A 21207-nucleotide genomic window follows, 5' to 3' on the forward strand; every position below is an offset into this window, starting at 1 on the left:
AGGGCATGAGCCCGCCGCGTTCTGGCGGAAATCGGACACCGGATCCTGGCGTCGCATTCTCGCGATACCTCCATGTCGCAAAACCGCTAGAGACTGTCGGTGGGGGCGGGGATGCTGGGGGACGTGTATGAATGCAGAGAGCGGTGCATCCGCGCGGTCCAGTCGAAGGACGCGCGGTTCGACGGGTGGTTCTTCACGGCTGTGCTGACGACGAAGATCTATTGCCGGCCGAGTTGCCCGGTGGCGCCGCCGAAGGTGGAGAACATGCGGTTCTACCCGAGCGCCGCCGCCGCTCAGCAGGCCGGGTTCCGCGCCTGCAAACGGTGCCGCCCGGACGCCAGCCCGGGGTCGCCGGAGTGGAACCACCGTGCCGATCTGGTCGCCCGCGCGATGCGGCTGATCGCGGACGGCATCGTCGACCGGGACGGCGTACCGGGTCTTGCCACCCAGCTCGGGTACAGCGTCCGTCAGGTGCAACGCCAACTGCAGGCTGAGCTCGGCGCCGGCCCACTCGCGCTCGCGCGGGCCCAGCGTGCCCAGACCGCTCGCCTGCTGATCGAGACCAGCGACTTGCAGATGGCCGACGTCGCGTTCGCGGCCGGGTTCTCCAGCGTGCGAACGTTCAACGAGACGGTGCAGGAGGTGTTCGCCCTCGCGCCGACCGAGCTGCGCAGCCGGGCAAGAAGGGGTACGACGACCTCCGCGCCGGGCACGATCTCGCTCCGACTGCCGTTCCGCGCACCGCTGACTCCGGACAACCTGTTCGGCCACCTGATCGCGACCGGCGTACCGGGGGTGGAGGAGTGGCGCGACGGGCACTACCGCCGCACGCTCCGGCTCCCGCACGGCCACGGTGTGGTCGCGTTGAAGCCGATGCCCGACCACATCGCGTGCCAACTGTCCCTCACCGACCAGCGTGACCTGGCGATCGCGATCAGCCGGTGCCGCCGGATGCTCGACCTCGACGCCGACCCGGTTGCGGTCGACGATCTGCTGAGCACTGACCCGATGCTCGCGCCGCTGATCGCGAAGGCGCCGGGTCGCAGGGTTCCGCATACGGTCGACGGCGAGGAGTTCGCCGTACGGGCTGTGCTCGGGCAGCAGGTGTCGACGGCGGCCGCGCGAACGCATGCGCATCGCCTTGTCCTGCAGCACGGTGAGCCGATCGAGGACGCGGCCGGCGGGCTCACCCATCTGTTCCCGACCATGCAGGCCCTCGCCGGGCTCGATCCGGAAACCCTTGCGTTTCCGAAGTCCCGCCGTACGACGCTCATGACGCTGACCGAGACCCTTGCCGCCGGTGAGATCGACCTCGGTGCGGGCAGCGACTGGGACAAGGCGCGGGAGCAACTGACCGCGCTGCCGGGGATCGGGCCGTGGACGGTCGAGTCGATCGCGATGCGTGCGCTGGGTGACCCGGACGCCTTTGTGGCCAGTGATTTGGGTATCCGGTACGCGGCTCGTGATCTAGGCTTGCCCGAGGCCCCTAAACCTTTGACCGACCACGCGCGTGCGTGGCGGCCTTGGCGTGCGTACGCGGTGCAGTACCTCTGGGCTACCGGCGACCACGCCATCAACAAGATCCCCGCGGAGTGAGCATGACCGAACTGACCACCGACCGCCTGCTGATGCGCCAGTGGCGCGAGTCCGACCGCGAACCGTTCGCCGCGCTGAACGCGGACCCGGCGGTGATGGAGCACTTCCCGGCGACGCAGACGCGGGAGCAGAGCGACGCGCTGATCGATCGGAACATCCCCGCGATCGACGAACGCGGCTGGGGCTTGTGGGCCGTCGAAGTGCGCGAGACCGGCCGGTTCATCGGTTTCACCGGGTTGTCGGTGCCGAGCTTCGAGGCCCACTTCATGCCGGCGGTCGAGATCGGCTGGCGGCTCGCGAAAGAGGCCTGGGGCAACGGTTATGCGAGCGAGGCGGCCCGGGCGGCGCTGGCGCACGGGTTCGGCCCGGCCGGGCTGGAGGAGATCGTCTCGTTCACCGCGACCACCAATCTGCCGTCCCAGCGGGTGATGCAGCGGATCGGGATGACGCACGACGAGGCCGGCGACTTCGACCACCCTCGGTTGGAGGCCGGCCACCGGCTCCAGCGTCATGTCTTCTACCGGATCGACCGCGCCCAGTGGGAGGCGACGCGGTGACCTATGCCGTGATGGACAGCCCGGTCGGTCCGCTCACCCTGGTCGAGAGCGGAGACAGACTGGCCGGCGTCTACATGGAGCAGCACCGCCACCGCCCGCCGATCGAGACCTTCGGCGTCCGCGACGACTCGGTCCTGCCGGCGGTCGCCGAGCAACTGACCGAGTACTTCGAGCACGGCCGGACGACGTTCGACGTACCACTGCACCTGGCCGGGACGCCGTTCCAGCAGCGGGTGTGGACGGCCCTGCAGGACATCCCGTACGGCGAGACGACGACGTACGGCGAACTCGCGCGGACCCTCGGTCTCGTGCCGGGCGCATCGCGGGCGGTGGGCCTCGCCAACGGCAAGAACCCGATCAGCATCATCGTTCCGTGCCACCGCGTGGTCGGCTCGACCGGCAACCTGACCGGGTACGGCGGTGGCCTCGACCGCAAGCAGGCCCTGCTGGACCACGAGCGCGGCGACGCACTTTTCTAGATAAGTGCTCATTCGGTGAGCACTTATCGGGCGCATGCTCTTCGTATGAGCACACTGACCGATGACGAAGCGCTGGCCTGTTCGACCGCGGCGAAGTGGCGTGCGTGGCTGGCGGCGAACGGGCGGACCGAGCGGTCGGTCTGGCTGATCGTCCACCGCGATGCGGTCGGCGTCGGCCTCGCCGACGCGGTCGAGCAGGCGTTGTGCTTCGGCTGGATCGACAGCAAGACCGTGAAGCGCGACGACAAGACGACGTACCAGTGCTTCACGCCGCGGAACCCGCGCAGCACCTGGAGCAAGGTCAACCGCGACCGGGTCGAGCGCCTGACCGAGGCGGGCCTGATGGCCGCGCCCGGTCAGGAGCTCATCGATCTGGCGAAACGCACCGGCACCTGGGATCTCCTTGCCGACGCCCAGAATCTGATCGTCCCCGCCGACCTGGCCGCCGCCCTCGCCCAGAATCCCTTGGCGGACCAGCACTTCCAGGCCTTCCCGCCGTCCGCACGCCGAGCGATCCTCGAGTGGATCACCCTCGCCAAACGGCCCGAGACCCGAGCGAGCCGCATCGAGCAAACCGTCGAGCAGGCAGCACAGAACGTGCGCGCCCGCTGACCACCGCACAACTCCGGGCCCTTGGCCCCTCTCGTGGGTCAGCCAGCCAGAGGGTGGGTTCGCCCACCGGAATGCGGGGTGCTAACCCACCTTCTGATGGGTTAGCCAACCAGAGGGGAGCGGTCAGGTCACTGTGTTCGATGGGTCGTCGAGACGTTCTGCGGCGGGTGGGCCGGTGGGAGTTTGCTTGCGGGTGGTGAGGCGGCGCGCGATGGGCTCGGTGTAGCGGGCGGCGATGGGGCCGAGGATGACCAGGATCAGGACGTACGCCGTCGCCAGCGGACCGAGTCTGGGTTCGACGCCGACCGCGAGGCCCGCGATGACGATGGAGAACTCACCGCGCGCGACCAGGGTGCCGCCGGCTCGCCAGCGTCCGGCCGTACCCACGCCGGCCCGGCGGGCGGCGTACCAACCTGTCGCGACCTTCGTCAGTGCGGTGAGCAGTGCGAGCCCGAGCGCGATCGCGAGCACCGGCGGGATCTCGGCGGGGTCCGTGCTCAGTCCGAAGAACACGAAGAACACCGCGGCGAACAGGTCCCGCAACGGACTCAGCAGGTTGCGCGCACCATGCGCGACCTCACCCGACAACGCGATCCCGACCAGGAACGCGCCGACCGCCGCCGACACCTGCAACTGCTGCGCAATGCCCGCGACCAGCAACGTCAACCCGAGTACGACGAGCAGGAGCATCTCGGGATTGTCGGACGACACCGCCCGGCTGATCACCCGTCCGTAGCGCAGGGCAACGAACAGTACGACGCTCACAGTGCCGAGCGAGATCAGCAACGTGATGCTTCCACCCGCGAACCCGACACCTGCGAGCAACGCGGTCAGGATCGGCAGGTACACCGCCATCGACAGATCCTCGAGCACCAGGATCCCCAGCACCACAGGCGTTTCCCGGTTACCGAGCCGGCCGAGATCGCCGACCACTTTGGCGATCACACCCGAGGACGAGATCCAGGTGACGCCGCCCAGTGCGACCGCGGCGACCGGTCCCCACCCGAGCAGCAACGCGACGGCCGCACCTGGCAGGGCGTTGAGCAGGAAGTCCACGGCACCAGAGACGTACTGCGTCTTGAGGGTGCCGACCAGATCAGAAGCGGTGTACTCGAGGCCGAGTAGCAAGAGCAGCAGGATGACGCCGATCTCGGCGCCGGTGGCAACGAATTCCTCACTGGCTGCCAACGGCAACAAGCCGCCGTGGCCGAAGGCCAGTCCGGCGAGCAGGTAGAGCGGAATCGGCGAGAAACCGAACCGGCCGGCGATCCGGCCGAGGACGCCGAGGGCAAGGATGACCGCGCCCAGCTCGATCAGCAGGGCCGTGGTGTTCTCGTGCACGTCACCCTCCCGCGATCAGGTCGTGCACCGCGTCGACGCCCTCGCGGGTGCCGACGACGACCAGCGTGTCCCCGGTCGCGAACCGGAAGTCCGGGGTCGGGGACGGGGTCGCACCGGTCCGGCGCAGCACGGCGACGATGGACGCACCGGTCCGGCTGCGGGCCTGGGTGTCACCCAGCGTGCGACCCGAGTACGGCGACTTGGCCGTGATCGGGATGTGTTCGGTGACGAGGTCGATCTCGATCTCGCCGCGGACCGGGTCGAGCGACTCCGGGATCAGTAACCGGGCGAGGGCGGCCGCCTCGCCGGGATCCAGCGGGACCGAGTCCTTGCAGTTGTCGTCGTCCTCGGGATCGTGGAAGCCCAGGAACCGCCGTCCGTCGTTGTGGACCACCACCGACACGTGCTTGCCGCCCTCGGTGATCAAGTCGTACCGGGTGCCGATCCCGGGCAACGTCGTCCTGGTCGGGTGGGCCTGCTGGTCCATGATTCCTCGATCCCATATAGATGGCGTCTGCAACCATTCTCTCAGTTCAACCACGGCTGCCCCGGTGTGATTCCGATTGCACCCAGGTGCAGTGCAACCAGTTGCATAGGTACAGTGCTCGACATGGCCCTGGAGCACGCGATTCTCGTCTCGCTGACCGAGCGGGCCGGGTCCGGTTACGAGCTGGCCCGGCGGTTCGACCGGTCGATCGGGTACTTCTGGCCGGCCACGCACCAGCAGATCTACCGGGTGCTGCGCCGGATGGACGAGGCCGGCTGGGTCCGGCACACCGAGATCGCCCAGGACGGGCGGCCGGACAAGAAGGTGTACCGGGTGTCCGCGGCCGGGAAGGCGGAGCTGACCCGGTGGCTGGCCGAGCCGGAGGACCCCGCCGTACTGCGGGACGGCCTCGGGGTGAAGTTGCGTGGTGCGTCACTCGGCGATCCGGGCGTCGTACTCGCCGAGATCGAGCGGCACCGGGCCGAGCACGCCGCCCGGCTCGAGGTCTATCGCGGGATCCAGCAACGAGACTTCCCGAAGCCGGCCAAGCTGCACGGCCGGGACCTGCACCAGTACCTCGTTCTCCGCGGCGGCATCCGCGCCGAGGAGTCGTTCGTCGACTGGTGCGACGAAGTGATCGAGGCCCTCCGGAAGGACAAGTCATGAGTGCGTATCCGCATCTGCTCGAGCCGCTGGACCTCGGTCATGTCGTGCTGCCCAATCGGGTGATCATGGGCTCGATGCACACCGGTCTCGAGGACCGGTTGAAGGACCTGCCGAAGCTGGCCGCGTACTTCGCCGAGCGCGCCCGCGGCGGCGTCGGCCTGATGGTCACCGGCGGCTACGCACCGAACCGGACCGGCTGGCTCACCCCCTTCGGCTCCAAGCTGACCAGTCGCCGGCAAGCCCGCAAGCACCGGATCCTCACCGACGCGGTGCACGCCGAGGGTGGCCGGATCGCGCTCCAGATCCTGCACGCCGGCCGCTACTCCTATCACCCGTTCAGCGTGTCGGCATCAGCTGTGAAGGCCCCGATCAACCCGTTCAAACCACGTGCCTTGACCGACCGCGGCGTACTCAAACAGATCAAGGCGTACGTCGATTGCGCGGCGCTCGCTCGTGAAGCCGGGTACGACGGCATCGAGATCATGGGGTCCGAGGGCTACTTCATCAACCAGTTCCTGTCCGAGCGCACCAACCAGCGGACCGACCGGTGGGGTGGCAGCCCGGAGAACCGGCGCCGGATCGCGGTCGAGATCGTCCGACGGACCCGCGAACGCGTCGGTGCCGACTTCATCATCATCTACCGGCTGTCGATGGCCGATCTGGTCGAGGGTGGCCAGACCTGGGACGAGGTCGTTGCGCTGGGCAAAGAGATCGAGAAGGCCGGCGCGTCGATCATCAACACCGGCATCGGCTGGCACGAGGCGCGCGTCCCGACCATCGTGACCTCGGTACCGCGGGCGGCCTTCACCAGCGTCACCGCCGCGTTCAAGCCGCACGTGAGCATCCCGGTCGTCACCTCGAACCGGATCAACCTTCCCCAGGTCGCCGAGGAGGTGCTGGCCCGCGGCGATGCCGACCTGATCAGCATGGCCCGGCCGTTCCTGGCCGACCCGGACTGGGTGCTCAAGGCAACCACCGATCGGGCCGACGAGATCAACGTCTGCATCGCCTGCAACCAGGCCTGTCTGGACCATGTCTTCGTCAAACAGAAGGCGAGCTGCATGGTCAACCCAAGGGCGGCCCGGGAGACCGAGCTTCAATTGCTGCCAACTCGTCGTACCAAGAACGTCGCGGTTGTCGGGGCCGGGCCGGCCGGGCTGGCCGCGGCGGTGACGGCGGCTGAGCGCGGTCACTCGGTGGAACTGTTCGAGGCAGCTGACGAGATCGGCGGTCAGTTCGGGATCGCGCAGCGGATCCCCGGCAAGGAGGAGTTCGCCGAGACGATCCGGTACTACCGGCGCCGGCTCGAGCTGACCGGCGTGAAACTGCACCTCGGCCGCCGCGCGACCGTCGAGGACCTGGCCGGTTTCGACGAGATCGTGCTGGCCACCGGCGTCGTCCCGCGGGTCCCGGCCATCCCCGGCATCGACCACCCGAAGGTCCTCTCGTACGTCGAGGTCGTTCGCGACCGCAAGCCCGTCGGCAGCACCGTCGCCGTGATCGGAGCGGGTGGGATCGGCGTGGATGTCAGCGAGTTCCTGACCACCGAGTCGTCGCCCACGCTGGACCTGGAAGCGTGGAAGGCCGAGTGGGGTGTGACCGATCCGACAATCGCGCCCGGCGCACTCACCAAGCCGCGCCCGGAGCCGTCACCGCGACAGGTCTACCTGTTGCAGCGCAAGGCCGGGAAGATCGGTGCCGGCCTCGGCAAGACCACCGGCTGGGTCCACCGCGCGGCCCTGAAGAACAAGCAGGTCGAGCAGCTCCGCAGCGTCAACTACGAACGCATCGACGACAGCGGCCTGCACCTGACCTTCGGCCCGAAGCGGGAGGATCCGCGAGTCCTGGACGTCGAGACCATCGTCGTCTGCGCCGGCCAGGAACCGGTCCGCGACCTCGCCGACGCGCTGCGGGAGACCGGCCGGCCGGTCCACCTGATCGGCGGCGCCGACGTCGCCGCCGAGCTCGACGCCAAGCGAGCGATCGACCAGGCCACCCGGCTCGCGCTCACTCTCTGAGCCGGTCCACGGACAGAGAGCGAAGCTGACATGTCAGCTTAGGTAAGGCTATCCTCTGCGGCATGTCGGAAACCGTGGGGCTGGCGGGGATCGACCTGCGACTTGGCTATCACGGGAAGCAGGTGGTGGACGGGGCGTCGCTGCGGATCGAGGCGGCCAGTGTCACCGCGCTGGTCGGACCGAACGGGAGCGGCAAGTCGACGCTGCTGCGTGCCCTGGCCCGGCTTCATCACCCTGACGGTGGCCAGATCACCTTCCCGGACGGCGTGAACGCACTCGACCTGTCCGCGAAGGAGTTCGCCCGCAAGGTCACCTTGCTGTCGCAGTCGCGGCCGACTCCCAACGGTGTGAGTGTGCGCGATGTCGTCGAGTACGGCCGGCATCCGCATCGCGGGCGCTGGCGGGCCGACGACCCGGACGGCAAGCGAGCGATCGACCACGCGATGGCTGTCACCGGGGTGACCGCGATGGCCGGGCGCGCGGTCGACGAGCTGTCCGGCGGCGAGCTGCAGCGCGTGTGGCTCGCGACCTGTCTGGCACAGGACACCGGCGCCCTGCTGCTCGACGAACCGACCACGTTCCTCGACCTGCGCTACCAGATCGAGATCCTCGACCTGATGCGCGAGCTCGCCGATGAGCACGGGGTCGCGGTCGGCGTCGTACTGCATGACCTGAACCAGGCCGCCGCCGTCGCGGACCGGATCGCACTGCTCGATCAGGGGCGAGTTCGTTCGACCGGAACGCCGGAAGAGGTGCTCGAGGCGGATGCGCTGACCGAGACCTACGGCATCCGCATCGAGGTCGGCACCGACCCGGCCACCGGCTTCGTCACCACCCGCCCGGTCGGCACCCACTTGAGCCGCGTCGCAACTATCTGAGGTCAACTGATGAAGAGAATCACCGCCCTGCTCGCTGCTGCCGCGTTCGTGCTGACGGCGTGCGGGACGAGCGAGCCCGCCACCACCGATGCTGCTGCGCAGACCACCGCTCAGCCGGTTTCGGTCACCGACGCGCGGGGCAAGAAGATCGACCTCAAGGCACCCGCCACCAAGGTGGTCGGGCTGGAGTGGGGCGCGATCGAGAACCTGATCACCCTCGGCGTGATGCCGGTCGGGGTGGCCGACGTGAAGGGCTACACGAACTGGGTCACCGCGGCCAAGCTGGACACCACGGTCAAGGACGTCGGCACCCGGGGTGAGTCCAGTGTCGACGCGATCGCCGCGCTCAGCCCCGACCTGATCATCACCACCACCGACGAGTCGGCGAACTCGATCGCCCAGTTCGAGAAGATCGCACCGGTACTGGTGATCCGCGGCGCGGACGCGGCGAACGCGATCCCGCAGATGAAGACCAACCTGGAGCTGATCGGCAGCGCGATCGGCAAGGCGGACCAGGCCAAGCAGGTCAACGCCGACTTCGACAAGAAGGTTGCTGAGGGCAAGCAGAAGATCGCCGACGCGGGCAAGGCCGGCGAGAACTTCACCATGTCGGACGGCTACAAGCAGGGCAGCACGATCTCGATCCGGATGTACACCACCGGCTCGCTGCTCGGCGCCGTACTGACCGAGATGGGCCTGAAGAACGGCTGGACCGGTGCGGGGGACAAGGACTACGGCCTGGCCCAGACCGACCTCGAGGGCCTGACCAAGGTTCCCAACGGCAACTTCCTCTACATCGCCAACAACGCCGACGGCGGTGACGTGTTCGGCGGCGACCTGGCCAAGAACGCGATCTGGAAGAACCTGCCGTTCGTGAAGGCGAACGACGTGCACCGACTGCAGGACGGCATCTGGATGTTCGGCGGTCCGAAGTCCACCGAGCAGTTCATCGACGCGGCAGTCCAGGCAGTTACCTCTTGACCCAGGTGACCGCCCCGGGGCCTGACATCCAGGTCCCCGACGCTCTGCAGCCGGTACGGCGGCTCCGGGTGGCGAGTGTGTTCGTCATCGCCACCGTGGCCGTCGTACTGCTGGCTGCTGTTCACCTCACCCAGGGCGCGTCGTCGGTGAACGCCGGTGACCTGCTCCGGCTGCTGGTCGGGCAGGGCACGGACAACTCGGCCAATGTGCTGATCGCGTCCCGGCTGCCGCGGCTGCTGGCCGGCGTACTGGTCGGGGTCGCGCTCGGTTTCGCCGGCGCGGGGTTGCAGTCGCTGGCCCGGAACCCACTCGCCTCGCCGGACACGTTGGGGGTCAACGCCGGGGCATATCTCGCGGTCGTGGTCGTGGCCGCGTTCGGGGTTTCGTTGCCGGTGTTGCCCGCCGGGGGAGTCGCCTTCCTCGGCGGGCTGGCGGCCGCCGTGCTGGTGCTCGCCTTGTCGGCGGGCGGCTCGTCCGGGCCGACCCGGCTGATCCTGGCCGGCTCGGCCGTCGCGATGGCGCTGGCGGGGGTGACCACGTTGCTCCTGCTGCTCTATCGCGAGGAGACGGTCGGGACGTTCGCGTGGGGAGCGGGCACGCTGGTCCAGACGGACCTGACGGCGGTCACCCAGATGGCGCCGGTCGTTGCCGTCGGCATCATCGGATCGTTGCTGCTGGCGCCGAAGCTCGACATCCTTGCCCTCGGCGACGACACGGCGTCGGTGCTGGGAGTTCACGTACGGCGGGTGCGCGTACTGATCACCCTGCTGACGGTGCTGTTGTCGGCCGCCGCGGTCACCGTGGCCGGACCGGTCGGCTTCGTCGGTCTGGTCGCGCCGGTGCTGGTGCGGTTGATCGCGCCGCTGGTACCAGGATTGTTGCGGCATCGCGTACTGCTTCCGATGAGCGGGCTGGCCGGCGTACTGGTCGTTCTCTGTGCGGACGTCGTACTCCGGGCTGTGCTCGGCGGTCAGGCCGGGGTGGAGATCCCGACCGGTGTGATGACGATGATGGTCGGCGCCGTCGTGCTGGTGTGGCTGGCGCGGCGGTACCGAGATTCGGGGCCGAGCCGGACGCCGGGTGGTGCGTCGTCGGGGCTGCGGAGCCGGCGGACGTTCTGGATGGTCACGGGGGTGCTCGTCGTACTGCTGGTCGTCGCCGGTGTACTCGCGATGCTGGCGGGTGATGCGTTCCTGCGTACCGGCGACATTGTGAACTGGATCAATGGGCGGTCGGGCCGGGCGATCACTTATGTGCTCGACCAGCGGTTCCCCCGGGTGGTGTCCGCCGTCCTGTGTGGCGCGGCCCTCGCGATCGCGGGTACGACGGTCCAGGCGGTGTGCCGGAATCCGTTGGCGGAGCCGGGAATTCTCGGCATCACCGGTGGGGCCGGTGTCGGTGCCGTGATCACGCTCGTGCTGTTGCCGTCCGCAAGTATCTGGCTGTTGTCGGGTGTCGCCGCGGTGGCTGCGCTGGCCACGTTCTCGCTGGTTTATCTGGTGTCCTGGCGGGGTGGACTGAGCTCGGATCGACTGGTCCTGATCGGGGTCGGAGTGTCGTCGGGGGCGACGGCGATCATCACGTTGCTGATCGTCGCCACCGATCCGTGGAACGTCAGCATGGCGATGACGTGGCTGTCCGGCAGCACCTACGGGCGGACGTTGCCGCAGGTCGCGCCGGTCGCGATCGCGCTGGTGATCCTCACCCCGGTGATCGTCCACGCCCGGCGCGAACTCGACCTGCTGGCGCTGGATGACGACGTACCGCGGATTCTCGGCGTACGGCTCGAGCGCACTCGGCTGACCGCACTGCTGTGTGCCGCGTTGCTGACGGCGGCGGCCGTGTCCGCGATCGGAGTGGTCGGCTTCGTCGGGCTGGTGGCGCCGCATGCCGCCCGGGCGCTGGTCGGTGGGCGGCACAACCGGATCCTGCTGGTCGCCGCGCTGCTCGGCGCGATCCTGGTCAGCGTCGCGGACAGCCTCGGCCGGACGCTGCTGGCTCCGGCGCAGATCCCGGCGGGTCTGCTCACCGCGCTGATCGGAGCGCCGTACTTCGTCTACCTGCTGTGGCGGACGAGGGTCCCGAACCGCTGATCAGCCGGCAGCCTTCGCGGCCGCCTTCTTCGCCTGCTTGAACTCGCGGACCTTCAGCAGCGAGTCCGCGTCCACGACATCCGCGACCGACCGGTAGCCGTCGAGGGCATAGTCCCCGGCGACCGCCTCCCAGCCCTCGGGCCGGACACCGAGCTGCTTGGCCAGCAGCGCCACGAAGATCTGAGCCTTCTGCTTGCCGAAGCCGGGAAGCTCCTGCACGCGCTTGAACAGCTCCTTACCGGTGGTCGGCTCCGTCCACAGCCGCGTCACGTCGCCGTCGTACCTGGACTCGACCAACGCGGCCAACTCCTGCAGGCGGGCGGACATCGAGCCGGGGAACCGATGGATCGCCGGGGGCTGGGAACACAGCTCCTTGAAGGCCTCCGGGTCGGCGGCCGCGATCGCCGCCGGATCGAGAGTGCCGAACCGGCTGAGCACCTTCCAGCCGCCGCGGAACGCGTGCTCCATCCCGTACTGCTGGTCCAGCATCATCCCGAGGACGACGGCGAACGGGTACTCGTCGAGGACCTTGTCGGCATCAGCCAGGTTGGCAATCTGGAAGCCCATCACCGCATCATCTCACGGGGCCTGGTGCGGGTTGTCCCTTGTGCTCGGGAAGGTCTGTGCCGAAACACCGCGAACCGGCCTATGCTCAGCGAGGGCACGCACCCGACGGGAGGAGCACGGATGGACATCCGGGATCTGGATCGTAGGGCCGGTGCGGTACTCGGGGAGGTGGTGATGCAGGTGCGCCCCGAGCACCTGTGGTTCCCGACCCCCTGCCCGGACTGGACCGTCCGCGGTCTGCTCCGCCACATCGTCAGCGAGAACGAGGGGTTCGCCGCCGCGGCCCTGAACGGGACGGCCGGGGCGCAGGCCTGGAACAGTGGCCGGCTCGGGGACAACCCGGCCGGCGCGTACCGGCGGTCCAATGTGGCGGTCGCGGACGCGTTCGCCGACGGCGGGGCGCTGGACCGGCTGATGGAGGTCCGCGAGTACGGCTCGTTCCCGCGCCGGATCGCGCTGACCTTCCACCACCTCGACTGCGTCATCCACGCCTGGGACCTGTCCCGCGCCATCGACCTCCCGTACGAACCACCGCCCGACCTGGTCGAGCAGGCGTTCGCGCTGGCCCGCAAGATCCCGGACACCGACGCGGCCCGGGGACCCGGCGCCGCGTTCGAGCGCAGCGTCAAGGTCCGCGGCGACGCGTCCGACTTCGACCAGCTACTCGGCCTCCTCGGCCGTAACCCCGATTGGGTTTCTCCGCTCGACTGAGTAGTCCTTCAGTTCGATCTTGTCCGGTACGGCGGCCGCCATCTTCGCGAGCAGTCCGGCGAACGGACGCGACATCATCACCCGGGTCGAGGTGTTCCGGAACCAGATCCCCAGCGACGTCATCGGCATCGCCATCTTGATCCCGCCCGGCGGCAGTTCCATCCGCTGGTCGACGTACGCCTGCATTTGAGCCTGGTACGACGGGAACGCCCGGACGTGATCGCCATCCGCGGCGGCCAACTCACCGGCGAGGACGTACGCACCGACGAGGGACAACGCCGTCCCGTGTCCGGCCAGCGGCGAACCGCAGTACCCGGCATCACCGACGAGGACGACCCGCCCGCGGGACCACTCCGGTACGACGACGCGGCTCGTGCTGTCGAAGTAGAAGTCGTCCGCGTCACGCAGAGCGGCGAGGATGTGGTCGGTGTGCCAGCCGAGACCCTTGAAGCGCTGCGCGAGCAACTCCTTCTGGGCGTCGACGTCGCGCCGGTCGTAGCTGAGCCCGGGGGAGCGGAAGCTCAGCAGCGCCTTGGCGTACCGCGGATCGTGGTCCGGCCGCAGTCCGACCCAGCGACCGCCGGGTGCGGAGTAAATCTTCATCCAGTGGTTCAGCGGTTCGGGCGTCTCGACCGTGAAGAACGACGAGTAGCCGCCGAGGTGCTGGACGAACTGCTCCTCCGGTCCGAACGCCAGCCGCCGTACCCGCGAGTGGACCCCATCCGCCCCGACGACCAGGTCGAACCGTCGCTGCGTGCCGGTCGCGAAGGTGACCAGCACGCCGGCCGTGTCCTCGTCGAGCGCGGTGATCGAGTCGCCGTACAGGTACTCGATGTCGCCGACGTTCGCGTCGTGCAGGATGCCGGCCAGGTCACCGCGGAGGATCTCGATGTCGGCGACCGGACCGGCGCCGTCGAGCAACTCGGCCGGCATCGCGACGCCGGTGCGGCCGTTTTCCCGGACGTACTCGAGGCCGCGTTCGTGCAGTTGGGCCTGCTTGATCGCCGGCATCAGGCCCATCCGCTCGACCACCACCTTGGAGATCCCGCGGATGTCGATGGTCTGCCCGCCGGGCCGTGGTGCCGGCGCGATCTCGACGATCGTCGGGGTGAACCCGTGCCGGTGCAGCCAGTAGGCCAGGGCCGGTCCCGCGATCCCGCCGCCGGAGATCAGCACGCTCTTCGTCATGGTGGTTCCCTTCGTTGGGGTAGTGCGCTGTACGGTGTACGCGTACACCGTGGCGTGCACTGTCACCCCTCGTCCAGATGGAGGTGAAGCGCACTAGTACAGGAGGGCTTGATGGCTGAAGCGCCGTACCGGGTGATCGCGGCTGAGCTCCGGCGCCGGATCGAGGCGGGTGAGCTGGGTCCGGGGGACCGGGTGCCCTCCACCCGGGCGTTGGTCCGGGAGTTCGGTGTCGCGATGGCAACAGCGACCAAGGCGCTTCAGGTGCTTCAACAGGAGGACCTCGTCGAAGCGCTACCCGGAGTCGGCACGGTCGTCGGGTCCCGGACCGTTCGCGCGCGTTCGACCCAGTCGCCGCGTGAGCTCAACCGGGAAGAGGTGGTCCGGATCGCGATCGCGATCGCGGATGCCGAGGGGCTCGCGGCGTTGTCGATGCGGCGGATCGCGGCCGACCTCGGCGTCTCGACGATGGCCCTGTACCGGTACGTCGGCGGCAAGGAAGCCCTCGTGTTGCGGATGGTCGACACCGCGATCGGCGAGTTCCCCGTGCAGCCGGTGGAGAGCTGGCGGGCGGGGATCGAGTCCGTGGCTCGGCTGCAGTGGGCGGCGTACCGGCGGCATCTCTGGCTGGCGAGCGCGGTCAGCCTGAGCCGTCCACAGGCCCTGCCGAACCTGCTGCCGCACACCGACGCCGTACTGCGTGCGCTCGGCCCGTTCGGGCTCGACGGCAGTACGGCGCTCTACACCGCGATCAGCGTGTTCGCGTACGTGCGTGGGGTCGCGCTGGCGATGGAGGCCGAGGTGCAGGCCGAACAGGACACCGGGATGACCGCCGACGAGTGGGCCGACCACCACATCGAACCGATCGCCACGATGATCAGCCTGGCGGACCTGGCCGGCTTCCGCGCAGTCTTTCAGCCCGGTTTCGAATTCGACTACGACCTGGACCAACTGTTCGAGTTCGGTCTCGAACTGGTCCTCGACGGTCTCGAAGTGAAGCTGTCCCGGCTACGCTGAGTGCCGACAGTGTCGACATCCGTGGAGGGCCGATGGAGCCGGTGTTCGCACCTGACGTTCCGGACGGCGTACGGCGGTTGTACGAGCGCAGACCCGAGTTGTTCGTACCGGCCGGGCAGCCGAAGCCGAAGCGGGAGACGTCCTGGTCGGTCGCGCCGGGGAACACCTTCGGCACCCTGCTGGTGTGGATCGCGGTCTGCGTCGGCGGCTGGATCCTGGCCCTGATCATCCTGGCCGGGTTGCTGCCGACCGAGGTCGCCGCCTGGTCCGCGGTGGCGCTGGCCGGGATCGCGGCGGTCGCCACCGTCGGGGTCGTGATCAAGTCCGGGGTCGAGGATCGCGGCCACAAGGCGGTCCGCCTGCAGCACGGGAACTACCTGCTCCCGGACGACTTCGACGAACCGGCCGGCCAGTTGCTGGGCCGGGCCCAGCGCGCGGTGAAAACGGTGCTCGAGGCAACGGTCACCCGGCGCGGGCTGCTGGACGACGTGAAGAACGACCTGGTCCTGCCCGAACAGCTCTGGGACATCGCCCAGGTGCTACGCGAGCAGACGATCCTGCGGGCCCGTCAGCGCGAGGTCGCGCGCGGGATGGCGACGGCCGAGCTGGAGGCCGTGCTCGGACCGCAACGCCGCGCACTCGACCTCTCGGTGCAGGCGATCAAACGCAAGGTCGACCTCCTCGACCGGTACGCCGAGCGCGTCCGCTCGGCCGATGCCGCCCTCCGGGCCGAGGCCGCGCTCGAGGACGGCGACCGCTACATCGAGCTCCTGGCCCGCACCGAGCCGGCCGGCGACACCTCGGTCGTCCAAGGTTTCGCCGACGAGGCGAGCGCCCTGCGCGACACCCTCACTCGCAGCATCAACGCGGCCCGCGACGCCGGCCGGACGCTAGCGCTCCCGGAGTAGACGCTCCTCGTCGTCGGGCGACATGCCGAAACCAAGGTCGGGTTCGCCTCGCTCCTGGTCCCAGGCGATGAGGTCGGTGAGGGTTTGGCGCAGTGGGGTGACCGGCATGCCGGCGGCCCGGGCCTTCGCCGGGTTGCGGCGGCGCTCGCCCCATTCGGCCTCGGGGTCGACCAGCGGGAAGCGCGGCGGTACGGCGTCGGTCGGGACCTGCATCAACTCGACCGTGCTGCCGGATAGCTCGGCCGAGGTCTCGATCAGTTCGGCGATCGTGCTGAACGGGCCGACCGCGTTGAACGCACCGGACCGATCGTCGGTGATCAACTGCACCATGAGCCGGCCGAGGTCGCGGCTGTCCGTCAGTTGCAGCGGTTGCTCCGGCTTCGTCGGCAACGCCACCCGGCCGCCGCGGGCACCGCGCCGTACCCAGTAGAGGACTGTGCTTGCCGTGTCGCCGGGACCGGTGACCCGCCCCGGCCGGACGATCGTCGCGCGGTCGCCGTACCTGGCGATGACGTCGTCCTCGCAGGCGACCTTGCACGGGCCGTAGGTGTCGTTCGTGAGGACGTCAGCCGCGCGCAGCGGCGGTCGGCGGGCCGCAGTCTCGTCGGTGCCGGCCGGGAGGTCGCGGACGTAGACGGCGTGGCTCGAGACGAACACGTACCGTCCGACCCGGTCGCCGAGCACGTCCATCGCCTCGTCGACCTGCTTGCTCTGGTAGCCGCTCAGGTCGACGACCGCGTCCCACTCGCCGGTCCGCAGCGCCGCGTAGTCGCCGGTGTCGCGATCCCCGATCAGCTGGGTCACCTCCGGCGGGAGGTCGGTACCGCTCTTGCCCCGGCTGAAGGACGCCACCTCGGCGCCGTGGTCGAGCGCGTCCGCGATGACCGCGCGCCCGACGAACCCGTTCCCGCCCAGCATCAGAATCCGCACAACCGCCGACGCTAGCCCGTGCCGTGACCCACCGCGACCGGATTAGGCTTCCGGCATGACCAACACGGTGGTGGTTGCCGGAGGCACCGGGGTGCTGGGGTCCGCGGTGACGGCGGAGTTCCTGCGGTCCGGCTGGCGGGTCGTCGTACCAGGACGGACCGAGGAGTCACTGGCCCGGCTCGGCGCCGATCCGGCCCTGAACCCGGTGGTCGCCGACCCGTTCGACCCGGCCGGTACGGCGGACGTCGTCGCGCTCGCCACGTCGGACGAGACCGCACCACTGGCCGCACTCGTCAACCTCGTCGGCGGGTTCGCATCCGGTGGGCGGGTGCACGAGACGCCGGTCGATGAGTTCGAGAAACAGCTCCGGCTCAACCTGCGACCGACGTACCTGATGACACAGGCCGTGGTCCCGCACCTGCTCGCCGGCGGTGGCGGAGCAATCGTTTGTACCTCGAGCGGGTCGGCGTTGCGGCCGTTCTCAGGAGCAGCCGGGTACATCACCTCGAAGGCCGGCGTGATCGCGTTCGCCGATGCGCTGCACGCGGAGTACGCGCGTGATGGCATCCGGGTGAACACGATCATCCCCGGCACCATCGACACCCCGGCCAACCGGGCCGCGCGGCCCAACGCCGACACCAGTACCTGGAGCCCGCCGGAGCGGATCGCCGCGGTCGTCCGCACCATCGTCGAGACCGAGGGCTTTTCGGGCAGTCATGTGCCCGTGTGACAACCGATCGAGCCTGTAACACGTCTGAAGAGGTGCAGGTGTGGGTACTTGACGCACACTGGTTTCTGGGGACGGCGACAGGGGAGCCATGGGGAGACGCTCGCGGGCGGCAAGCGCCACGGGAAGTTCTGAGTTGCCTGACGCCGAACCGACCCAGCGCCGGCCGCTGTCGGTGCCGAAGCTCCTCGGGCTGACCGTGCTCGGCGCTCTGCTCCCTGGGCTCGGCCTGATCGCCGGCGGCCGACGCCGGACCGGCGCCTTCATCCTCACCCTGACGCTCGGGCTGATCGGGCTCGGTGTGTACGTCGGCCTGACCCGGCGCGAGGAGGTTCTCGCGGCATCCGTCGTACCGAGCCGGCTGCTGCTGGCCTCGGTGGCGCTCGGGGTGCTCGCGTTCCTCTGGATCGTGGTCATCGTCGCCTCACACCGTTCGTTGCGGCCGGCAACAGGTGGGGCCGGCGGCCGGGCAATCGGTGCGCTGCTGGTCGGCGTCCTGTGCTTCGCGATCGCGGCGCCGGCGGCAATCGGCGTCCAGAGTGCACTGGCGCAGCGGGACCTGGTCCAGGACGTGTTCGTCGCGCAGGGCGAGAGCAAGAGCGCGACCCGTCCGTCGGTGGTCAACACCAAGGACCCGTGGGAGGACAAGCCGCGGCTCAACCTGCTACTGCTCGGCGGCGACGACGCGCCGAGCCGGCCCGGGGTCCGGACCGACACGGTGATCGTGGCGAGCATCGACACCAAGACCGGCGACACCGCGCTGGTCTCGATGCCGCGGCAGCTGACGTTCATGCCGTTCCCGAAGGACTCGCCGCTGCACAAGATCTACCCGGACGGCTATGGCAAGGAAGGGCTCAGCCTGGAGGGCCGGCTGGAGTGGATGCTGACCGCGATGTACCAGAACATCCCGGACGCGCACCCCGGCATCCTCGGGCCGTCCGACAACGAGGGCGCCGACGTCCTCAAGCAGTCCGTCGGTGAGGCGATCGGGCTGAAACTCGACTACTACCTCCAGGTCAACCTGAAGGGCTTCGCCGAACTCGTCGACGCGCTCGGCGGGATCACCGTCAACGTCAACGAGCGGGTCGCGATGGGCGGCGTCAGCAGTTCGCACATCCCGCCGAGCGAGTGGATCGAGCCGGGGCCGAAGCAGCATCTCGACGGCCGGCACGCGCTGTGGTTCGCCCGCGGCCGGTACGGTGCCGACGACGACCAGCGCCAGGTCCGCCAGCGCTGCGCGATCAAGGGCATCGTCGACGCGGCGGACCCGCAGACCCTGGTGACCAAGTACAAGGCGATCGCCAAAGCCGGCCAGCAACTGCTCCGCACCGACATCCCGCAGGAGCTGCTGCCCGCGTTGGTCCAGCTCGCGCTCAGGGTGAAGTCGGGCACGGTCTCCAACGTCACCCTCGACGCCAGCAAGCTGCGGCTGAAGTACCTGCACCCGGACTACGACGCCCTGCGCGAAACAGTCGAGGCAGCTCTCGAACAACCGGCCCCTGCGGCCACCCCCACCCCAACCACGCCCGCCGCCCCCAAGGCAACCCGGAAGCCGGCCACATCAGCGCCCCCAGCTCCCACCCAAGACCTCGAGGACGCCTGCGCCTACCACCCCAACGGCGACCAGCCGAACTAGATGGACGGGTGCGGATCGACAGGAGGTGTTCGGCGTGTCGACCGGAGGTTGCGGTGCGCTCAGGCGTGCGGCGGGCTGTGTGTAGAGGGATACGTCCTGTCGATCTGCAGGTTTCTGATCTGACCGTGTGTCGATCTGGTGGTGGACCGCTCGACGTGAGAGTAAGAGATCGACCGACACGATGAGGGGAACCACTGCTATGCGCTACATGATCATCAACAAGGCGGACGCGGACAGCGAGGCCGGCATCTTCCCGTCCGACGACGTGGCCGCGGCGGTCGGGCAGGCCACCGAGGACATGATGAAGGCCGGCGTCCTGCTGTTCGCCGAAGGTGTCCACCGCAGCAAGCACGGCGCCCGGGTGAAGGTCGAGGGTGGCAAGCGCACCGTCACCGACGGCCCGTTCGCCGAGACCAAGGAACTGATCGGCGGCGTCATCGTCGTCGAGGTGCGCAACCGCGACGAGGCCGTCGAATGGGCCGCCCGCCTCGCCGAAGCCCTCGGCAGCGAGGTCGAGGTCCGCCGCGTGGTCGAGGAAGCCGACTTCGACCCCGACTCAGACCTCTACAAGGACTGAGCCCAGTCCAACTCCTTCCCCGCGAGTGAAGCCACCGTGCCGAGTGTGAGAAGCGTGCCGTCAGCAAGCGCTTGCTGACGACCGACTGCCTTCACTCGGCACAGTGGCTTCACTCGGCGGCGGCGGTTTGGCTCCGCGCCGCGGCTTCAGTTGGCGTTGATGTCCATTTCGGCGGGTGCCGTTCGTGGTAGCGGCAAGAACCCGTCGAAGGAGGACACCATGATCAGCAACACGACCGCCGGCACCACCTTGCGCGTCCCGGATGCGGAGCTCTACTACGAGGTCCGCGGGAAGGGGCCGCTGGTGGTTCTGGTGGGAGCGCCGATGGATGCGGACTCGTTCGCGCCGCTCGCCCACGTGCTGGCGACCGATCACACCGTGCTCACCACGGATCCGCGCGGCGTCAAACGCAGTCGGTTGGATGGGGTGGGGTCGACGCCTGAGGAGCGGGCTGATGACCTTGCCCGACTGATCAGGTACGTCGACGCCGGGCCGGCGACCGTGTTCGGGTCGAGTGGGGGTGCGGTGACTGCGCTGGCGCTGGCTCAGGCGCATCCGGAGCTGGTGAGCACGGTGATCGCGCATGAGCCGCCGCTGGATCGGCTGGTCGAGGACGGTGACGAGTTGCTGGCGGCGTCCGAGCGGATGATCGCCGACTACCTGGCCGGGGACGTGATCGGCGCGTGGAAGCAGTTCTTCACGTTGGCGAACATCCAGGTGCCGGACGGCATGATCGAGGGGATGTTCGGCGGCGAGCGGGACCCGCAGGTGGTCGCCGACGAGCGGTTCTGGTTCGAGTACGAGCTGCGGGCGTCGGTCAGCTGGTTGCCGGATGCCGACGTACTGCGGGATGGCGGTGTGCGGATCGTGGTCGGGATCGGCGAAGAGTCGGGTGGGCAGCTGTGCGAGCGGACGTCGACCGCGCTGGCGGCCCGCCTCGGGATCGAGCCGACCCGGTTTCCCGGGGACCACATCGGGTTCGTGGAGCAGCCGGAGCCGTTCGCCGCCGTACTGCGGGCGTGTCATAGGTGAGACTCGCCCGTGGCTCCGCGGGTGGAGTATGTGAAGCTGGGGGTGACCGGTGCGGGCCTGTGTGAACGAGCCCGGACCGGGCACTGGTCGGAGGTGCCAGCCGGGCGCCGTGATCTGCGACACCGGCCCGCGTGGCGCCTTGACCTCAACCGTGGTTGAAGTTTCAAGCTGGTGCCGCTGACTTAGGACATCGGAGATATCGGCCCCCG

General features: G+C 69.0%; 21 protein-coding genes. 16 read left to right on the plus strand and 5 right to left on the minus strand.

All coding sequences use genetic code 11. From position 1 onward, the window contains the following. The first annotated feature begins 123 nt into the window (after positions 1 to 123). Genes V9K99_RS18760 through V9K99_RS18775 form a run of 4 tightly spaced genes read left to right on the plus strand, consistent with a single transcriptional unit; the run spans position 124 to position 3244 of the window. Positions 124 to 1596 carry an AlkA N-terminal domain-containing protein gene (locus V9K99_RS18760; RefSeq protein WP_337009118.1) on the plus strand — a complete coding sequence of 491 codons (1473 nt, stop codon included), beginning with the start codon at positions 124 to 126 and terminating at the stop codon, positions 1594 to 1596. A 2-nt stretch (positions 1597 to 1598) separates the two neighbouring features. Continuing rightward, positions 1599 to 2153: a GNAT family N-acetyltransferase gene (locus tag V9K99_RS18765; RefSeq protein WP_337009120.1), complete on the plus strand. Its 555-nt coding sequence runs from the start codon at positions 1599 to 1601 to the stop codon at positions 2151 to 2153. Continuing rightward, positions 2150 to 2632, plus strand: a complete 483-nt coding sequence (locus V9K99_RS18770; protein WP_337009122.1) for a methylated-DNA--[protein]-cysteine S-methyltransferase — start codon at positions 2150 to 2152, stop codon at positions 2630 to 2632. Before V9K99_RS18765 ends, V9K99_RS18770 begins: the two co-directional genes overlap by 4 nt. A 45-nt stretch (positions 2633 to 2677) precedes the next feature. Continuing rightward, positions 2678 to 3244 carry a YdeI/OmpD-associated family protein gene (locus V9K99_RS18775; RefSeq protein ID WP_337009124.1) on the plus strand — a complete coding sequence of 189 codons (567 nt, stop codon included), beginning with the start codon at positions 2678 to 2680 and terminating at the stop codon, positions 3242 to 3244. A 123-nt stretch (positions 3245 to 3367) separates the two neighbouring features. Here the strand turns inward: V9K99_RS18775 and V9K99_RS18780 are convergent, their stop codons facing one another. Together V9K99_RS18780 and V9K99_RS18785 are read right to left on the minus strand one after the other, a co-directional pair. Then, positions 3368 to 4585, minus strand: a complete 1218-nt coding sequence (locus V9K99_RS18780) for a cation:proton antiporter (RefSeq protein ID WP_337009126.1) — start codon at positions 4583 to 4585, stop codon at positions 3368 to 3370. 1 nt (position 4586) lies between these two features. Beyond that, positions 4587 to 5072 carry a cation:proton antiporter regulatory subunit gene (locus tag V9K99_RS18785; protein WP_337009127.1) on the minus strand — a complete coding sequence of 162 codons (486 nt, stop codon included), beginning with the start codon at positions 5070 to 5072 and terminating at the stop codon, positions 4587 to 4589. Between the two features lie 123 nt (positions 5073 to 5195). Here V9K99_RS18785 and V9K99_RS18790 point away from each other — a divergent pair, with 123 nt between their 5' ends. The 5 genes from V9K99_RS18790 (at position 5196) to V9K99_RS18810 (ending at position 11708) form a co-directional block, all read left to right on the plus strand. Beyond that, on the plus strand, positions 5196 to 5738 hold the full coding sequence (locus V9K99_RS18790) for a PadR family transcriptional regulator (protein ID WP_337009128.1): 543 nt from the start codon (positions 5196 to 5198) through the stop codon (positions 5736 to 5738). Beyond that, complete coding sequence (locus V9K99_RS18795) at positions 5735 to 7756, plus strand: NADPH-dependent 2,4-dienoyl-CoA reductase (RefSeq protein ID WP_337009130.1); 2022 nt, start codon at positions 5735 to 5737, stop codon at positions 7754 to 7756. Before V9K99_RS18790 ends, V9K99_RS18795 begins: the two co-directional genes overlap by 4 nt. A 62-nt stretch (positions 7757 to 7818) precedes the next feature. Further along, a complete protein-coding gene (locus V9K99_RS18800) occupies positions 7819 to 8634 on the plus strand; it encodes an ABC transporter ATP-binding protein (RefSeq protein WP_337009132.1) in 816 nt (271 codons plus the stop codon). 9 nt (positions 8635 to 8643) lie between these two features. Then, entirely contained in the window at positions 8644 to 9615 is a 972-nt protein-coding gene (locus tag V9K99_RS18805; RefSeq protein ID WP_337009134.1) for an ABC transporter substrate-binding protein, read from the plus strand. 5 nt (positions 9616 to 9620) lie between these two features. Beyond that, the gene (locus tag V9K99_RS18810; RefSeq protein WP_337009323.1) at positions 9621 to 11708 is read left to right on the plus strand and encodes an iron ABC transporter permease; all 2088 of its coding nucleotides are present in this window, start codon (positions 9621 to 9623) and stop codon (positions 11706 to 11708) included. On the opposite strand, the gene V9K99_RS18815 is transcribed toward V9K99_RS18810, so the two are convergent. Then, on the minus strand, positions 11709 to 12275 hold the full coding sequence (locus tag V9K99_RS18815) for an HhH-GPD-type base excision DNA repair protein (RefSeq protein ID WP_337009136.1): 567 nt from the start codon (positions 12273 to 12275) through the stop codon (positions 11709 to 11711). It abuts the gene before it with no gap. A 120-nt stretch (positions 12276 to 12395) separates the two neighbouring features. On the opposite strand from V9K99_RS18815, the gene V9K99_RS18820 reads away from it, so the two are divergent. Beyond that, the gene (locus V9K99_RS18820) at positions 12396 to 12986 is read left to right on the plus strand and encodes a TIGR03086 family metal-binding protein (protein WP_337009138.1); all 591 of its coding nucleotides are present in this window, start codon (positions 12396 to 12398) and stop codon (positions 12984 to 12986) included. On the opposite strand, the gene V9K99_RS18825 is transcribed toward V9K99_RS18820, so the two are convergent. Next, a complete protein-coding gene (locus V9K99_RS18825; RefSeq protein WP_337009140.1) occupies positions 12936 to 14174 on the minus strand; it encodes an FAD-dependent monooxygenase in 1239 nt (412 codons plus the stop codon). The genes V9K99_RS18820 and V9K99_RS18825 overlap by 51 nt on opposite strands. 111 nt (positions 14175 to 14285) lie before the next feature. On the opposite strand from V9K99_RS18825, the gene V9K99_RS18830 reads away from it, so the two are divergent. Together V9K99_RS18830 and V9K99_RS18835 are read left to right on the plus strand one after the other, a co-directional pair. After that, entirely contained in the window at positions 14286 to 15188 is a 903-nt protein-coding gene (locus tag V9K99_RS18830; RefSeq protein WP_337009142.1) for a GntR family transcriptional regulator, read from the plus strand. 32 nt (positions 15189 to 15220) lie between these two features. Next, positions 15221 to 16096 carry a hypothetical protein gene (locus V9K99_RS18835; protein WP_337009144.1) on the plus strand — a complete coding sequence of 292 codons (876 nt, stop codon included), beginning with the start codon at positions 15221 to 15223 and terminating at the stop codon, positions 16094 to 16096. On the opposite strand, the gene V9K99_RS18840 is transcribed toward V9K99_RS18835, so the two are convergent. Further along, the gene (locus V9K99_RS18840; RefSeq protein WP_337009146.1) at positions 16079 to 17026 is read right to left on the minus strand and encodes an NAD-dependent epimerase/dehydratase family protein; all 948 of its coding nucleotides are present in this window, start codon (positions 17024 to 17026) and stop codon (positions 16079 to 16081) included. The genes V9K99_RS18835 and V9K99_RS18840 overlap by 18 nt on opposite strands. 55 nt (positions 17027 to 17081) lie before the next feature. Between V9K99_RS18840 and V9K99_RS18845 the strand changes: the two genes are divergently transcribed. The 4 genes from V9K99_RS18845 to V9K99_RS18860 all read left to right on the plus strand — a co-directional run bounded on the left by V9K99_RS18845 (position 17082) and on the right by V9K99_RS18860 (position 20998). Next, a complete protein-coding gene (locus V9K99_RS18845; RefSeq protein WP_337009148.1) occupies positions 17082 to 17756 on the plus strand; it encodes an SDR family NAD(P)-dependent oxidoreductase in 675 nt (224 codons plus the stop codon). Between the two features lie 133 nt (positions 17757 to 17889). Further along, positions 17890 to 19389, plus strand: a complete 1500-nt coding sequence (locus V9K99_RS18850) for an LCP family protein (RefSeq protein WP_337009150.1) — start codon at positions 17890 to 17892, stop codon at positions 19387 to 19389. Between the two features lie 199 nt (positions 19390 to 19588). Then, the gene (locus tag V9K99_RS18855) at positions 19589 to 19966 is read left to right on the plus strand and encodes a YciI family protein (protein ID WP_337009152.1); all 378 of its coding nucleotides are present in this window, start codon (positions 19589 to 19591) and stop codon (positions 19964 to 19966) included. A 219-nt stretch (positions 19967 to 20185) separates the two neighbouring features. Further along, complete coding sequence (locus tag V9K99_RS18860) at positions 20186 to 20998, plus strand: alpha/beta fold hydrolase (RefSeq protein WP_337009154.1); 813 nt, start codon at positions 20186 to 20188, stop codon at positions 20996 to 20998. Positions 20999 to 21207: the final 209 nt, after the last annotated feature.

This window comes from Kribbella sp. CCNWLW201, from assembly GCF_037203805.1.
GTDB lineage: Bacteria > Actinomycetota > Actinomycetes > Propionibacteriales > Kribbellaceae > Kribbella.

Coding starts and splice junctions, on each gene's coding strand:
- V9K99_RS18765 (WP_337009120.1), top strand. CDS start 1,599: ATGACCGAACTGACCACCGACCGCCTGCTGATGCGCCAGTGGCGCGAG.
- V9K99_RS18775 (WP_337009124.1), top strand. CDS start 2,678: ATGAGCACACTGACCGATGACGAAGCGCTGGCCTGTTCGACCGCGGCG.
- V9K99_RS18785 (WP_337009127.1), bottom strand. CDS start 5,072: ATGGACCAGCAGGCCCACCCGACCAGGACGACGTTGCCCGGGATCGGC.
- V9K99_RS18790 (WP_337009128.1), top strand. CDS start 5,196: ATGGCCCTGGAGCACGCGATTCTCGTCTCGCTGACCGAGCGGGCCGGG.
- V9K99_RS18795 (WP_337009130.1), top strand. CDS start 5,735: ATGAGTGCGTATCCGCATCTGCTCGAGCCGCTGGACCTCGGTCATGTC.
- V9K99_RS18800 (WP_337009132.1), top strand. CDS start 7,819: ATGTCGGAAACCGTGGGGCTGGCGGGGATCGACCTGCGACTTGGCTAT.
- V9K99_RS18805 (WP_337009134.1), top strand. CDS start 8,644: ATGAAGAGAATCACCGCCCTGCTCGCTGCTGCCGCGTTCGTGCTGACG.
- V9K99_RS18815 (WP_337009136.1), bottom strand. CDS start 12,275: ATGGGCTTCCAGATTGCCAACCTGGCTGATGCCGACAAGGTCCTCGAC.
- V9K99_RS18820 (WP_337009138.1), top strand. CDS start 12,396: ATGGACATCCGGGATCTGGATCGTAGGGCCGGTGCGGTACTCGGGGAG.
- V9K99_RS18825 (WP_337009140.1), bottom strand. CDS start 14,174: ATGACGAAGAGCGTGCTGATCTCCGGCGGCGGGATCGCGGGACCGGCC.
- V9K99_RS18830 (WP_337009142.1), top strand. CDS start 14,286: ATGGCTGAAGCGCCGTACCGGGTGATCGCGGCTGAGCTCCGGCGCCGG.
- V9K99_RS18835 (WP_337009144.1), top strand. CDS start 15,221: ATGGAGCCGGTGTTCGCACCTGACGTTCCGGACGGCGTACGGCGGTTG.
- V9K99_RS18845 (WP_337009148.1), top strand. CDS start 17,082: ATGACCAACACGGTGGTGGTTGCCGGAGGCACCGGGGTGCTGGGGTCC.
- V9K99_RS18855 (WP_337009152.1), top strand. CDS start 19,589: ATGCGCTACATGATCATCAACAAGGCGGACGCGGACAGCGAGGCCGGC.
- V9K99_RS18860 (WP_337009154.1), top strand. CDS start 20,186: ATGATCAGCAACACGACCGCCGGCACCACCTTGCGCGTCCCGGATGCG.